The organism is Streptomyces sp. NPDC088732 (assembly GCF_044751205.1).
GTDB lineage: Bacteria > Actinomycetota > Actinomycetes > Streptomycetales > Streptomycetaceae > Actinacidiphila.
Map to the genome: position 1 here is coordinate 1 of NZ_JBIVLI010000053.1, position 14006 is coordinate 14006.

Here is a 14006-nt window from a genome sequence, read left to right on the forward strand (position 1 = left end):
GTTGGACCCTCACGGTGGACCGCAGCGACTGGGACGCCCCGGTCGCCGTCACCGGCTGACTGCCGGGGGCGCGGACCGCGGGCCGGAAGGCCCCCTGCCGGTCCGCGCCCCCCACCCCCTACAGTGCCAAGGTGGTCACAACCAGGGCGGGTTCAACGGCGGTAACGGCAGCGGCGCTGCTCGCGGTGGTCCTCGGCGCCGCCGGCTGCACGGGCGACGGCATCGGAGGACAGGGCAGCGACGCGGCGGCGCCGGCGGGTTCGGCGCTCAAGGCGGTCGGCGACCTGACGGTCAAGGGCCGCGCGCCCAAGACCGGTTACGCACGCGACCAGTTCGGCAGCTCCTGGGTGGACACCGACCACAACGGCTGCGACACCCGCGACGACATACTGCAGCGCGACCTGACCGGCGAGTCCTTCCGGTCCGACAACGGCGGCGACTGCATCGTCACCTCCGGCCGCCTCGCCGACCCGTACACCGGCAAGGGGATCAGCTTCACCCGCGGCCGCAGCACCATCGACATCGACCACGTCGTGGCACTCAGCGACGCCTGGCAGAAGGGCGCCAAGTACTGGGACCGCGACAAGCGGATACAGGTCGCCAACGACCCGCTCAACCTGCTCGCCGTCGACGGCCCCGCCAACCGCGGCAAGGGCGACGGGGACGCGGCGACCTGGCTGCCCCCCAACAAGGCGTTCCGCTGCCCCTACGTCGCCCGCCAGGTGGCGGTGAAGAAGAAGTACGGCCTGTGGGTCACCGCCGCCGAGAAGGACGCGATGACCGAGGTCCTGCGCACCTGCCCGGACGAGCCGCTGCCCGGCTCCGGCAAGCCCGACGTGCCCGCCGCGGCCCCCTCCGGCAAGGACGGCGGCAACGGCGATGATCAGCCCGGCTCCGGCGCCACCACGTACCCGAACTGCGCCGCCGCCCGGAAGGCGGGCGCCGCCCCGCTCCACCGCGGCGACCCCGGCTACTCGGGCGCCCTGGACCGCGACGGCGACGGAGTCGCCTGCGACACCTGACCGGCACCGGCATCGTTTGTGCAGAGTGCTGGATATTGCGGGCCCCCGCTCAATATCCTCGATCACTGCATCTGCCAGATCGTGCACCGTCGCCCGATCCCTTGCCGGGAGGCAAAATGCTCCGCCGCAGGACTGCGCTCTCCGCCCTCGCCACCGCCGCCGTGCTGTTCTCCGCGCCACTGCTGACCTCCTGCGGAACACCGCACGCCGGTGCCGCGGCCGTCGTCGGCGGCCGGCAGATCACCGTGAACACGGTGCAGGCGAGGGTCGCCGCGGTACGCGCCGCCCAGGAGAAGTCGCCGCAGGCCGACCAGCTCATCGAGGCCAGCAGCGACCTCCAGCGCAACACCGTGCACAGCCTCGTCCAGGCGCGCGTCATCGAGCGCGCCGCCAAGGACGCCGGGGTCTCCGTCACCCCGCGCGAGGTGCAGCAGGCCCGCCGCGCCGCCGAGACGCAGGCCGGCGGCAAGCAGCAACTGGAGGCGCAGGTCCTCCAGACGTACGCGATGATCCCCGCCGACATCGACGAGAGCATCCGCACCGACCTGCTCATGCAGAAGGTCGCCGCCCACTACGGCGCGAACGTGCAGAGCCCCGAGGGCCAGGCCACCCTGCTCACGGTGCTGCGCCGCACGGCCGACCGGCTCGACATCGACGTGAACCCGCGCTACGGCAAGTGGAACGCGCAGAAGCTCACCCTCGACACCACCAAGGACCCGTGGCTGTCCGAGGTGACCGCCCCCCAGGCCGGTGCCTGAGCCGCACCCGGGCGAGGTAGTTTCGACGGGTGGACCACTCCGATGACTCCGCCCGCCCGGGCCGCCTGGTACTGCTGACCACCACCCACCGTGTCGCCCCCGGCCTGCTGTCCTGGCCGGCGTGGGAGCTGCTGCACGGTGCCGACCGGGTCGTCTGCCCCGACCCCGGGCACCCGCAGCTGCCCTACCTGCGCGAGGCCGGCGTCGCCGTGGAGCACGCCGCCCCCACCGGCCGCGACCTGGTGGACCTCACCGCGGACGGCCGTACGGTGGTCTACCTCACCGGCGGCGAGGGCGACGCGGCCGTCACCGACGAACTGGCCCGCCTCGGCGGCTCCGGCCGCGTGGACATGCCCGACCTGGAACTGCTGCCCGGCTCGTACGACCTGCCCGGTGCCCGGCTGCTCGACCTGGTCCAGGTGATGGACCGGATCCGCCGCGAATGCCCCTGGAGCAGCGTGCAGACCAGCCAGGAGCTGGTGAAGTACGGCATCGAGGAGATCTACGAACTCGTCGAGGCGGCAGAGGAGGGCGACCGGGACGCCCTGCGCGAGGAACTCGGCGACGTGCTGCTCCAGGTGGTCTTCCACGCCCGCATCGCCCAGGACGACCCCGAGGAGCCGTTCTCCATCGACGACGTCGCCGCGACCATCGTCGACAAACTCGTCCACCGCCACCCCCACGTCTTCGGCGACGACACCGCCGAGACGCCGGAGGAGGTCCAGGCCCACTGGCTGCGGATGAAGGAGCAGGAGAAGCAGCGCACGTCCGTCACGGAGGGCGTCCCGCTCGGCCAGCCCGCCCTGGCCCTGGCGGCCAAACTCGGCGCCCGCGCGGAACGGGCGGGCCTCGGGGTGCCGCTGCCGGACGCGGACGCGGCAGACACCGGCGATCGGCTGCTGGCGCTGGCGGTGGCCGCGCAGGCGGCGGGGATCGACCCCGAGTCCGCCTTGCGGGCTGCCGCCCGCCGGTACCGCGACGCGATCCTCGCGGCGGAGCGCGCCCGTACCGCCTAGGTCTTTTTCCCCGCCCTCCCGCCCGTGTGCCCGGCGCGGTATGTGCGGGCCCCGCCCTGCGTGCGTTGTGGGGTCGGCGCCGCTCCGGGATCCGTCCTCGGCGCTCGCGGTTTGCGCCCACATTGTTCGGCATCGACCAGGCGGTCTCCGCTCGTCCCCTGCGGGCGGACCCCGGCGCACCCCCTCCCGGGTCGGTTGGGCGACTTACGGCCGGTGGGGGTTCGGATGGGCACTTGCGGTGACCCCGGACCGCCTTTTCGCCCACCCACCGGGGATCAGGCGCATGGCGAGAGGGAGGGGGCGGGGGAGTTGGGGGCACCTCCCAGCGGTAGCTGGGGGAGGGTGGCGTTCTGGACTGTGGAGCATATTTGGGTGCACAACCCCGAGTGCGCAGCCGAGAGTGCCTGAGGCACCTAAATGTGCTGTCCAGAATGGCAGCCCCGGAGGGCCCGCACCCGGCCCCCAACGACTTGCGTCGGGGCGCCCAGACCTTGCCGGGCACACGGGCGGGTGGGCGGGGAGTGAAACCGGGTGAATAGGGTAAATGGGTGGCATGCGAGCACTGGAGCAGATCCAGCTGGCCGTGCCGCACGACTACCTCGTCGGCATCGCCCCGCTGGTAGTGGGCATCTTCCTCGTCGGCCTGCTGATCGGGGCCGTCTCGATCGGCCTCTACCACCGGTCCAAGGAGCCGCCTCCCGAGCAGCGGCCGCAGCCCCGTGGCGGGGCGTGGCACACGCGCCAGGAGTACGGCCGTGAGACCCCGGCCGACCACGGCCCCGGTCACCAGGATGGTGAGCGGCACCCCCTGACCGAGTGGCGCGACTACGACGAGTGGCCGCAGGACGGCATCCGCCACCTTCCGCACTCCCTCAAGGGCTTCGGCAACTGGGGCTCCCACGGGGTCGCCGCCCCGCCGGAGGGCGTGCCCGTCCCCAAGGCCCACGCCGGGAGCCGGAACCGGGCGCCCGGGCCGGACCGCGGCACGGGGCCCGCCAACGGCGACGACAGGGAACAGCGGGGCAGACAGCCCTGACCGGGGTTGCGGTCCGGCGGCCCGACCCGGGCCGTAGTCTCGCGGCCATGCGCATAGACGTCCCGCACGCGTGGCCGCACGACGAGGCGGGGGCCCTGGCCCTTCAGGACCGGCTCCGGCCGCTGGCCGACCACCGCGGGCCCGGCCCGCAGCGGCCGCGGTACGTCGCGGGACTGGACGTCGCGTACGGCGGGGGCCACGGTGCCGCGGACGACATCGTGGCCGCCGCCGTCGTCGTGGTCGACGCGGCCACGCTCGCCCCCGTCGACCAGGCCACCGCGACGGCCCGGGCGGGTTTCCCGTACGTGCCCGGGCTCTTCGCGTTCCGGGAGCTTCCCGTGCTGATCGAGGCCCTGCGCGGCCTGACCGTCACGCCCGACCTGCTGCTCTGCGACGGGCAGGGACTGGCGCACCCGCGCCGCTTCGGTCTGGCCTGCCATCTGGGGGTGGTCACCGGGCTGCCGGCCGCCGGGGTGGCGAAGACCCCGTTCGTCGGCACGTACGACGCGGCGGCGCTCGGGGAGGAACGCGGGGCGTCGGTGCCGCTGGTCGACGCAGGCGAGACGGTGGGCCGGGCGCTGCGCACCCGGAGCGGGGTCCGGCCGGTGTACGTGTCGACCGGCCACGGCATCGACCTGGACACCGCGTGCCGCCATGTCCTGGCGCTCTCCCCCTCCTACCGCCTGCCGGAGACGACCCGGCTGGCCGACCGGCTCAGCCGGGAGCGGCTAACGTCATGGGGTGCATGACAGTCTGACCCCTGAGCCCCCCGAGCTGTTCACCTGGCAGTTCGCCACCGATCCGTACCCCGCGTACGCCTGGCTGCGCGAGCACGCGCCGGTGCACCGCACCACGCTGCCCAGCGGTGTGGACGCCTGGCTGGTGACCCGGTACGCGGACGCGCGGCAGGCGCTGGCCGACCCGCGGCTCAGCAAGAACCCGGTCCACCACTCCGAACGCGCCCACGCCAAGGGGAAGGTGGGCATCCCGGGCGAGCGCAGCGCCGACCTGATGACGCACCTGCTCAACATCGACCCGCCGGACCACACCCGGCTGCGCCGGCTGGTCTCCAAGGCCTTCACCCCGCGCCGGGTCGCCGAGTTCGCCCCGCGCGTGCAGGAGCTGACCGACCGGCTCATCGACGGTTTCGCCGCGAAGGGGGAGGCCGATCTCATCCATGAGTTCGCCTTCCCGCTGCCGATCTACGCGATCTGCGACCTGCTCGGCGTCCCGGCCGAGGACCAGGACGACTTCCGCGACTGGGCCGGGATGATGATCCGGCACGGTGGCGGTCCCCGCGGCGGGGTCGGCCGGTCGGTGAAGAAAATGCGCGGATATCTGCTGGAGCTGATCCACCGCAAGCGCGCGGACCTCGGCGACGACCTGATCTCCGGTCTGATCCGGGCCAGTGACCACGGCGAGCACCTCACGGAGAACGAGGCCGCCGCGATGGCGTTCATCCTGCTCTTCGCGGGGTTCGAGACCACCGTCAACCTCATCGGCAACGGGATGTACACGCTGCTGCGCAACCCCGGGCCGCGCCGGCTGCTGCAGGACGGGCTGGTCCGCGGCGACCACGCCCTGCTCGGCACGGCCGTCGAGGAACTCCTGCGCTACGACGGGCCGGTGGAACTGGCGACCTGGCGTTTCGCGACCGAACCGCTGACCGTCGGCGGCCGGGACATCGCGACCGGGGACCCCGTCCTGGTGGTGCTCGCCGCCGCCGACCGTGATCCCGCGCGCTTCAACGAGCCGGACACACTGGACCTTTCACGCAGGGACAACCAGCACCTCGGCTACGGTCACGGCATCCACTACTGTCTGGGTGCGCCCCTGGCCCGGCTGGAGGCGCAGTCCGCGCTCGCCACGCTGCTGACCCGGCTGCCCGACCTGCGGCTCGCCGCGGATCCCGCGGAACTGCGCTGGCGCGGCGGGCTCATCATGCGCGGTCTGCGTGCATTGCCCGTCTCCTTCACACCGGAACGTGACTGACTGAGCGTCACGACGTGATCTTCACGTGATCCGCGAGACATCGACTTGTGATGCATGGGCCAAGGCCACTACGGTCAGGCGCCATCGCGATATTCGGATGTGAAAGGCGATAGCGCATGCTGAAGTCCGGGAACGGCCGACACCGCAAGCCGCGTCAGGCCCCGACCGCCATGGTCGCGGTCGCGGCGACCGGGGCGGGCCTCACGCTCCCCCTCTTCGCAGCGAGCGGCGCGAGCGCCGCGGACGCCGGCACCAGCTGGAACGCGGTCGCCGCGTGCGAGAGCGGCGGCCTGTGGAGCTCGAACACCGGCAACGGGTTCTACGGCGGTCTGCAGATCACCGAGGAGACCTGGCAGCAGTACGGCGGCACGGCCTACGCCGAGCGCCCCGACCTCGCCAGCCGCAACGAGCAGATAACCGTCGCGGAGAAGATCCTCTCCGTGCTCGGCCCCGACGCCTGGTCCGGCTGCGCCGACCAGGGCGGCCTGGGCGAGGTGCTGCAGGACCTCCTCGGCGGCAACTCCGACGGCAACGGCAACAACGGCAACGGAAACAGCAACGGCAACGGGAACGGCACCGACTCCGGGACGGACACCGGCTCGGACCACGACGACGCCGGCACCGGCGGCTCCTCCGACGGCACGGGCACCGGGACCGGCACGGACTCCGGCACGGACGGGACCGCCGGGTCCTCCGACAACGGCGACGACTCGACCGCCGTCCCTGGCTCCACCGCCACGCCCGACCCGGAGACCTCCACCGGCACGGCCGTCAAGATCCCGGGCAAGCACCGCAAGCCCGAGGCCGGCACCACCCCGCGGCTGCCCGGCGGCACGACGGGCACCGGCAGCGGCAGCCACGGCGCGACCTCGGTGCCGCCGCAGGTCGTCGAGGGCGACGCCGCCTGGGGCGCCATCTCCCGCGACACCACGCGCGGCGCGGACGAGCGCTCGGACCGCGGCGCGGACCGCGGCGCGGCGAAGGACACCTCCACCAAGGGCACCGGCGACGGCCGCTACGTGGTGCAGGAGGGCGACTCGCTGTGCGGGATCGCCATGGAGCAGGGCCTGCCGGGCGGCTGGCGCGGGCTGTACGCCGCCAACAAGGACGTCATCGGCGACAACCCGGACCGGATCGTGGCCGGCGAGACGCTGGAGCTCGGCCGCCGCTGACCCGGTGCCGCCGGCCGCGGGCGCCCGGCAGGGCGTCCGCGCGCTGCGGTCCGTGTCCGCGTGTCCGTGCCGGCCGGCGGGCGTCCGTCCCCGATCGTTCTTCTCGGCGCCCCCTTCCGTTCGCGGTCCGGTGCGGACTTCCCCGGAGCGTGCCCGGACGGGGCTTTTCGGGTCGGTTAGGCTCATGCCCGAAACGAAGAGACATCAGAAGGAGACTCACGTGCCGTCGATCGACGTCGTCGTAGCCCGGGAAATCCTCGACTCGCGAGGCAACCCCACCGTGGAGGTCGAGGTCGGCCTCGACGACGGCAGCACGGGCCGTGCAGCCGTGCCCTCCGGAGCGTCCACCGGAGCGTTCGAGGCCCTTGAGCTCCGTGACGGTGACAAGAGCCGTTACCAGGGCAAGGGTGTGGAGAAGGCGGTGCTCGCCGTCATCGAGCAGATCGGCCCGGAGCTGGTCGGCTACGACGCCACCGAGCAGCGGCTGATCGACCAGGCGATGTTCGACCTGGACGCCACCCCGGACAAGTCCTCCCTCGGCGCCAACGCCATCCTCGGTGTCTCGCTGGCCGTGGCCCACGCCGCGTCCGAGGCCTCCGACCTCCCGCTCTTCCGCTACCTCGGCGGCCCGAACGCCCACGTGCTGCCGGTCCCGATGATGAACATCCTGAACGGCGGCTCGCACGCCGACTCCAACGTGGACATCCAGGAGTTCATGATCGCCCCGATCGGCGCGGAGTCCTTCTCCGAGGCCCTGCGCTGGGGTGCCGAGGTCTACCACACCCTCAAGGGCGTCCTGAAGGAGCGCGGCCTGTCCACCGGCCTCGGCGACGAGGGCGGCTTCGCCCCGAACCTGCCGAGCAACCGCGACGCCCTCGACCTGATCGTCGAGGCCATCAAGAAGGCCGGCTACCAGCCCGGCCAGGACATCGCGCTGGCGCTCGACGTGGCCGCCACCGAGTTCTACAAGGACGGCAGCTACTCCTTCGAGGGCAAGTCCCTGTCGGCGGCCGAGATGACCGCGTACTACGCCGAGCTGGTCGCGGCGTACCCGCTGGTCTCCATCGAGGACCCGCTGAACGAGGAGGACTGGGACGGCTGGAAGACCATCACCGACCAGCTCGGTGACAAGGTCCAGCTCGTCGGCGACGACCTGTTCGTCACCAACCCCGAGCGCCTCCAGCGCGGCATCGACAACAACACCGCCAACGCGCTGCTGGTCAAGGTCAACCAGATCGGCTCGCTGACCGAGACCCTGGACGCAGTCGAGCTGGCGCAGCGCAACGGCTACAAGTGCATGATGTCGCACCGCTCCGGCGAGACCGAGGACGTCACCATCGCCGACCTCGCCGTCGCCACCAACTGCGGCCAGATCAAGACCGGCGCCCCCGCCCGCAGCGAGCGCGTCGCGAAGTACAACCAGCTCCTGCGCATCGAGGAGATCCTCGACGACGCCGCCGTGTACGCCGGCCGCTCGGCGTTCCCGCGCTTCAAGGGCTGACGCCTCACCGCTGCCGCCCGCCGCGCCCGCGGCGGGCGGCAGCGGTTCCCGGTCACCGGTACGCCGGTCCCCGGCCCCGAGGCAATGACGAACGCGAACCCCCCACCGGAGGTGCACGTGCCGGATCGCTTCTCCACCGCGACGCGCATCCGTGCCCTCGGGGCACAGGCGCAGGCCCGCGTCTACCGCGCGACCGGGCGCCCGCGGCGGCCCGTGCTGCCGCGCGGCCGCAACCGGCTGACCGGGCGGGCCGCGCTGCTCGCCCTCGTGGTGTGCGGGCTGGTGGTCGCCCTGGCCTACCCCACGCGCCAGTACGTCGCCCAGCGCTCGCAGATCGCCGACCAGCGCAAGCAGGCCGAACAGGCCCGCAAGCGGGTCGAGGAACTGCGCGAGGAGAAGGCGCGCTGGCAGGACCCCGAGTACGTCAAGACGCAGGCCCGCACCCGGCTCCACTACGTCCTGCCCGGCGAGACGGCGTATACGGTGGTGACTCCCTCCGGGGCCGCCGCACGGGGTGACGAGGCCGCCGGCCCGCGCCGCGGCGACAGCGACAACGCCGCTCGCCGCCCCTGGTACGCCAACCTGTGGGACGGCGTCGACCACGCCGACGCCGCCGCCCCCGCACACCGCTGAAAGAGACACACCCAGGCATGGAAACGCCCCCGCCCTCCACCGAGCACGCCCCGCCGACGGAGCGCGATGTCGCCGCCGTCGGGGAGCAGTTGGGCCGCGTCCCGCGCGGTCTGCGCGCCGTCGCGCACCGCTGCCCCTGCGGCAACCCGGACGTCGTCGAGACGGCGCCGCGGCTGGAGGACGGCACACCGTTCCCGACGCTGTACTACCTGACCTGCCAGCGCGCCGCGTCCGCGATCGGCACCCTGGAGGCCGAGGGGGTCATGAAGGACATGACCGCCCGCCTCGCCGAGGACGAGGAACTCGCCGCCGGCTACCGGGCCGCGCACGAGGACTACCTCGCCCGGCGTGACGCGATCGAGGTGCTGGAGGGCTTCCCCAGCGCGGGCGGCATGCCCGACCGGGTCAAGTGCCTGCACGTGCTGGTCGGCCACTCCCTGGCGGCCGGTCCCGGCGTCAACCCGCTCGGCGACGAGGCCCTCGCGATGCTGCCGGAGTGGTGGCGCAAGGGCCCGTGCGTCGACCCCTGCGCCGTGCAGGGGGACGACAAGTGACCCGCGTCGCCGCCGTCGACTGCGGCACCAACTCGATCCGCCTGCTGGTCGCCGACGCGGACCCCGCGACCGGCGCCATCAAGGACCTGGACCGCCGGATGACCATCGTCCGGCTCGGACAGGGCGTCGACCGCACCGGCCGCCTCGCCCCCGAGGCGCTGGAGCGTACCTTCGCGGCCTGCCGCGAGTACGCGGGCGTCATCCGCGAACTGGGCGCCGACGCGGTCCGCTTCGTGGCCACCTCCGCGTCCCGCGACGCCTCCAACCGCGAGGACTTCGTGCGCGGCGTGGTGGACATCCTCGGCGTGGAGCCCGAGGTGATCAGCGGCGACCAGGAGGCCGAGTTCTCCTTCACCGGCGCCACCCGTGAACTGGCCGGCCGTGCCGACCTGGAGCGCCCCTTCCTCGTCACCGACATCGGCGGCGGCTCCACGGAGTTCGTGGTCGGCGACACCGAGGTCACCGCGGCCCGCTCGGTCGACGTCGGCTGCGTGCGGATGACCGAGCGGCACCTGGTGCACGACGGCGCCGTGACCGACCCGCCGACGCCCGAGGCGATCGCCGCCATGACGCGGGACATCGACGCCGCGCTGGACCTGGCGGAGAGCACCGTGCCGCTGCGCGAGGCGCGCACGCTTGTCGGGCTGGCCGGTTCCGTGACCTCCGTCGCCGCGATCGCGCTGCGCCTGCCCGGGTACGACCCGGCCGCGATCCACCACGCCCGCATTCCGGTGGAGCAGGTCCGCGAGGTCACCGCCCGGCTGCTGGCCGCCACGCACGCCGAGCGTGCGGCGATCCCGGTGCTGCATCCGGGGCGGGTCGACGTGATCGGCGCGGGGGCGCTCGTGCTGCTGCGGATCATGGAGCGCACGGGTGCCGCGGAGGTCGTCGTGAGCGAGCACGACATCCTCGACGGCATCGCGTGGAGTATCGCCTGAGCAGGGCGCTTGTCAGGTGAGCGGGCCCCCGCGGCGGGCCCGACACGCCTGCGCAAGAAGGTTCGTGAATTTCTTCACATGAAAGTTCCCGCCGGACGGCCCAACTGCCCGGGGTGAGGCCCCCCGGTGACCTCCAAAGCCCTTGACGGGCTTGTGTTTCACCCATGTTGCGGGAGTGCGGAGCGGGCCCCCCGGATGCCGATCGTCGCTGGTGGGGCCAGGCGCTCAACGCCCGTGACCGGCGCCGGGTTCCCCCTGGCGGCTGTGGTCCTGATCACGAAGCGGCGCAGTGTAGCAGAGGGTGCCGGAAACCTTGTGAAGGGGCTCACGAGGTACCCCCCGGGCCGTGGTGAATACTCGAAGCATGAGCACCACGGAGCGTCCCAGGATCCTCGTAGTAGGCGGTGGGTACGTCGGCCTGTACGCGGCCCGGCGCATCCTCAAGAAGATGCGCTATGCGGAGGCGACCGTCACGGTCGTCGACCCGCGTTCGTACATGACGTACCAGCCCTTCCTGCCGGAAGCCGCGGCCGGCAGCATCTCCCCCCGCCATGTCGTGGTGCCGCTGCGCCGCGTTCTCCCCCAGGCGGAGGTTCTGACCGGCCGGGTCACCACCATCGACCAGGACCGCAGGGTCGCGGTCGTCGAACCGCTCGTGGGCGAGTCCTACGAACTGCCCTTCGACTACCTGGTCGTCGCGCTCGGCGCCGTCTCCCGCACCTTCCCGATCCCCGGCCTGGCCGAGAACGGCATCGGCATGAAGGGCGTCGAGGAGGCCATCGGCCTGCGCAACCACGTGCTGGAGCAGCTCGACAAGGCCGCCTCCACGACGGACGAGGACGTCCGCCGCAAGGCCCTCACGTTCGTCTTCGTCGGCGGCGGCTTCGCCGGTGCCGAGACGATCGGCGAGGTCGAGGACATGGCCCGCGACGCGGCCAAGTACTACGCGAACGTCAAGCGCGAGGACATGCGCTTCATCCTGGTCGACGCCGCCGACAAGATCCTCCCCGAGGTCGGCCCCGAGCTCGGCACGTGGGGTCTGGAGCACCTGCGCGAGCGCGGCATCGAGGTCTACCTGAGCACGTCGATGAAGTCCTGTGTCGACAAGCACGTGGTGCTCGCCAACGGCCTCGAGGTCGACGCCTCCACCATCGTGTGGACCGCCGGCGTCAAGCCCAACCCGGTCCTGGCCAAGTACGGCCTGCCGCTCGGCCCGCGCGGCCACGTCGACACCGCCCCGACCCTCCAGGTCCAGGGCACCGACTACATCTGGTCCGCCGGCGACAACGCCCAGGTCCCCGACCTGGCCTCCGGCCCCGGTGCCTGGTGCCCGCCCAACGCCCAGCACGCGCTGCGCCAGGCCAAGGTCCTCGGCGACAACGTGGTCTCCGGCATGCGGGGCTTCCCGCAGCAGGAGTACAAGCACGCCAACAAGGGCGCCGTCGCCGGCCTCGGCCTGCACAAGGGCGTCGCCCTGGTCCGCTTCGGCAAGATGAAGCTGAAGTTCAAGGGCCGCCTGGCCTGGTACATGCACCGTGGCTACCACGGCATGGCGGTCCCGACCTTCAACCGCAAGATCCGGGTCCTCGCGGACTGGACGCTGGCGGTCTTCCTCAAGCGCGAGGTCGTCTCCCTCGGCGCCATCGAGAACCCCCGCGAGGAGTTCTACGAGGCCGCCAAGCCCGTGCCGGCGCCGGTGGTCGCGGCCGAGGCCTCCCCGGCCAAGGCGAAGGCCTAGCCGCCGGCGGGCCGCAGGGCCCGTTCACCCGTTGCAGCCGAAGGGCGTCCGCCATCCGTGGGGCGGGCGCCCTTCGGCATGCCCGTGTCCTGGCCGTGCGGACATCAAACATGAGATGGGTAGGAGAGGAACAACGATCCCGGGAATGTGGTTGTAGTCCCCATCTGTTTTTGCTGCGCAGTGGACCCGTCTTCATGGAGGCACGGAGGTACGCGCCATGGCCGATACGGCCGGACGACTGACCGCTCTCGCCAAGCAGGCGCTCGGCGTTCCCTTCCCCTTGCGCATCCGCGCGTGGGACGGCAGCGAGACCGGGCCCCCGGACGCGCCGGCCCTGGTCGTGAGGCACCGCAGGGCGCTGCGCCGAATGCTGTTCAAGCCCGGCGAGCTGGGACTGGTGCGCGCGTGGGTGGCCGGTGAACTGGACGTCGACGGTGACCTGTACGACGCGCTGCACCGGTTGTCCGGCGTCGTCTGGAACCGCCCGCCCGAGGAGGACGAGCCGGCCCACCGCCGTCTGCTGGCCCGGCTCCGGGACCCGTCGACCGCGCTGATCGCCCGCGAGGTGCTCTCGCTCGCGGGTCCGGGACTGCCGCCGCCCCCGCCGCCGGAGGAGGTCCGCAGACGGGGCGGCGTCCTGCACAGCCCGGTCCGCGACCGGCAGGCCATCAGCCACCACTACGACGTCGGCAACGACTTCTACGAGCTCGTGCTCGGCCCGTCCATGGTCTACTCCTGCGCCTACTGGGAGCGGCCCGACGCGACCCTGGAGGACGCCCAGGAGGCCAAGCTCGACCTCATCTGCCGCAAGCTGGACCTCAAGGCCGGACAGCGGCTGCTGGACGTCGGCTGCGGCTGGGGCTCGATGGTCATGCACGCCGCCGAGCGGTACGGAGTCCATGCCACCGGCGTCACCCTCTCCACCGAGCAGGCCGCCTACGCCCGCAAGCGGATCGCCGAGGCGGGGCTCACCGACCGCGTCGAGATCCGCGTCCAGGACTACCGGGCGGTCGACGACGGCCCGTACGACGCCATTTCGTCGATCGGCATGGCCGAGCACGTGGGCCGCGAGCGCTATCTCCAGTACGCGCGCGTGCTGTACGGGCTGCTGCGGCCGGGCGGCCGGCTGCTCAACCACCAGATCGCCCGCCGCCCGTGGGAGGACGAGGACGCGTACCACGTCGACGAGTTCATCGACCGGTACGTCTTCCCCGACGGGGAGCTGGCCCCTGTCGGCGCCACCGTCTCCCGGCTGGAGGAGGCGGGGCTGGAGGTCCGCGACGTGGAGGCGATCCGGGAGCACTACGCCCTGACGCTGCGCGAGTGGGTCGCCAACCTGGAGGCGCACTGGGGCGAGGCCGTCCGCCTCGCGGGCGCCGGGCGGGCCCGGGTGTGGCGGCTGTACATGGCGGCCTCCGCGCTGGCCTTCGAGCACAACCGCATCGGGGTCAACCAGATCCTCGCGGTGCGCACCCGGGAGTCGGGCGGCTCCGGGATGCCGTCGACCCGCTCCGCCTGGCTGGGCTCCGCCGGGACGGCGGGGCCCCGCCGGGGGGGGGCGCGCGCACCCCCGCGCGCCCGGCCCCCGGCCGCCCCCGCCCGGCGCGCCCCAGCGCCGCCCAGGGCGCCCCCCCGAGCGCCCCCCC

General features: G+C 72.7%; 13 protein-coding genes and 1 pseudogene. All 14 read left to right on the plus strand.

Going from position 1 to position 14006, the window contains the following annotated elements; genetic code table 11:
- Positions 1 to 131 precede the first annotated feature (131 nt).
- Positions 132 to 833: pseudogene (locus ACIP9H_RS41970) on the plus strand (HNH endonuclease family protein); the annotation flags it as partial.
- A gap of 3 nt (positions 834 to 836) precedes the next feature.
- On the plus strand, positions 837 to 1022 hold the full coding sequence (locus ACIP9H_RS41975) for an excalibur calcium-binding domain-containing protein (protein ID WP_401588006.1): 186 nt from the start codon (positions 837 to 839) through the stop codon (positions 1020 to 1022).
- 116 nt (positions 1023 to 1138) lie between these two features.
- Positions 1139 to 1780, plus strand: coding sequence for a SurA N-terminal domain-containing protein (locus ACIP9H_RS41980; protein WP_401964212.1), 642 nt, complete (start codon positions 1139 to 1141; stop codon positions 1778 to 1780).
- A gap of 29 nt (positions 1781 to 1809) precedes the next feature.
- Positions 1810 to 2796, plus strand: a complete 987-nt coding sequence (locus tag ACIP9H_RS41985) for a nucleoside triphosphate pyrophosphohydrolase (protein WP_401964214.1) — start codon at positions 1810 to 1812, stop codon at positions 2794 to 2796.
- 553 nt (positions 2797 to 3349) lie between these two features.
- Positions 3350 to 3832, plus strand: coding sequence for a DUF6479 family protein (locus ACIP9H_RS41990; RefSeq protein WP_401587776.1), 483 nt, complete (start codon positions 3350 to 3352; stop codon positions 3830 to 3832).
- Positions 3833 to 3879: 47 nt separating this feature from the next.
- Complete coding sequence (locus ACIP9H_RS41995) at positions 3880 to 4581, plus strand: endonuclease V (protein WP_401587778.1); 702 nt, start codon at positions 3880 to 3882, stop codon at positions 4579 to 4581.
- The gene (locus ACIP9H_RS42000; protein ID WP_401964216.1) at positions 4574 to 5824 is read left to right on the plus strand and encodes a cytochrome P450; all 1251 of its coding nucleotides are present in this window, start codon (positions 4574 to 4576) and stop codon (positions 5822 to 5824) included. Before ACIP9H_RS41995 ends, ACIP9H_RS42000 begins: the two co-directional genes overlap by 8 nt.
- A 116-nt stretch (positions 5825 to 5940) precedes the next feature.
- Complete coding sequence (locus ACIP9H_RS42005; protein ID WP_401587782.1) at positions 5941 to 6996, plus strand: transglycosylase family protein; 1056 nt, start codon at positions 5941 to 5943, stop codon at positions 6994 to 6996.
- Between the two features lie 220 nt (positions 6997 to 7216).
- A complete protein-coding gene (gene eno, locus ACIP9H_RS42010) occupies positions 7217 to 8497 on the plus strand; it encodes a phosphopyruvate hydratase (protein ID WP_401964218.1) in 1281 nt (426 codons plus the stop codon).
- An 84-nt stretch (positions 8498 to 8581) separates the two neighbouring features.
- Positions 8582 to 9130 carry a septum formation initiator family protein gene (locus ACIP9H_RS42015; RefSeq protein WP_401587787.1) on the plus strand — a complete coding sequence of 183 codons (549 nt, stop codon included), beginning with the start codon at positions 8582 to 8584 and terminating at the stop codon, positions 9128 to 9130.
- A 17-nt stretch (positions 9131 to 9147) separates the two neighbouring features.
- On the plus strand, positions 9148 to 9684 hold the full coding sequence (locus ACIP9H_RS42020) for a DUF501 domain-containing protein (RefSeq protein ID WP_401587791.1): 537 nt from the start codon (positions 9148 to 9150) through the stop codon (positions 9682 to 9684).
- On the plus strand, positions 9681 to 10622 hold the full coding sequence (locus ACIP9H_RS42025) for an exopolyphosphatase (RefSeq protein WP_401587793.1): 942 nt from the start codon (positions 9681 to 9683) through the stop codon (positions 10620 to 10622). The genes ACIP9H_RS42020 and ACIP9H_RS42025 overlap by 4 nt, the downstream gene beginning before the upstream one ends.
- 364 nt (positions 10623 to 10986) lie before the next feature.
- The gene (locus ACIP9H_RS42030; protein WP_401964221.1) at positions 10987 to 12360 is read left to right on the plus strand and encodes an NAD(P)/FAD-dependent oxidoreductase; all 1374 of its coding nucleotides are present in this window, start codon (positions 10987 to 10989) and stop codon (positions 12358 to 12360) included.
- A gap of 217 nt (positions 12361 to 12577) precedes the next feature.
- On the plus strand, positions 12578 to 14006 hold a 1429-nt coding region (locus tag ACIP9H_RS42035), incomplete at its 3' end, for a class I SAM-dependent methyltransferase (RefSeq protein WP_401964223.1).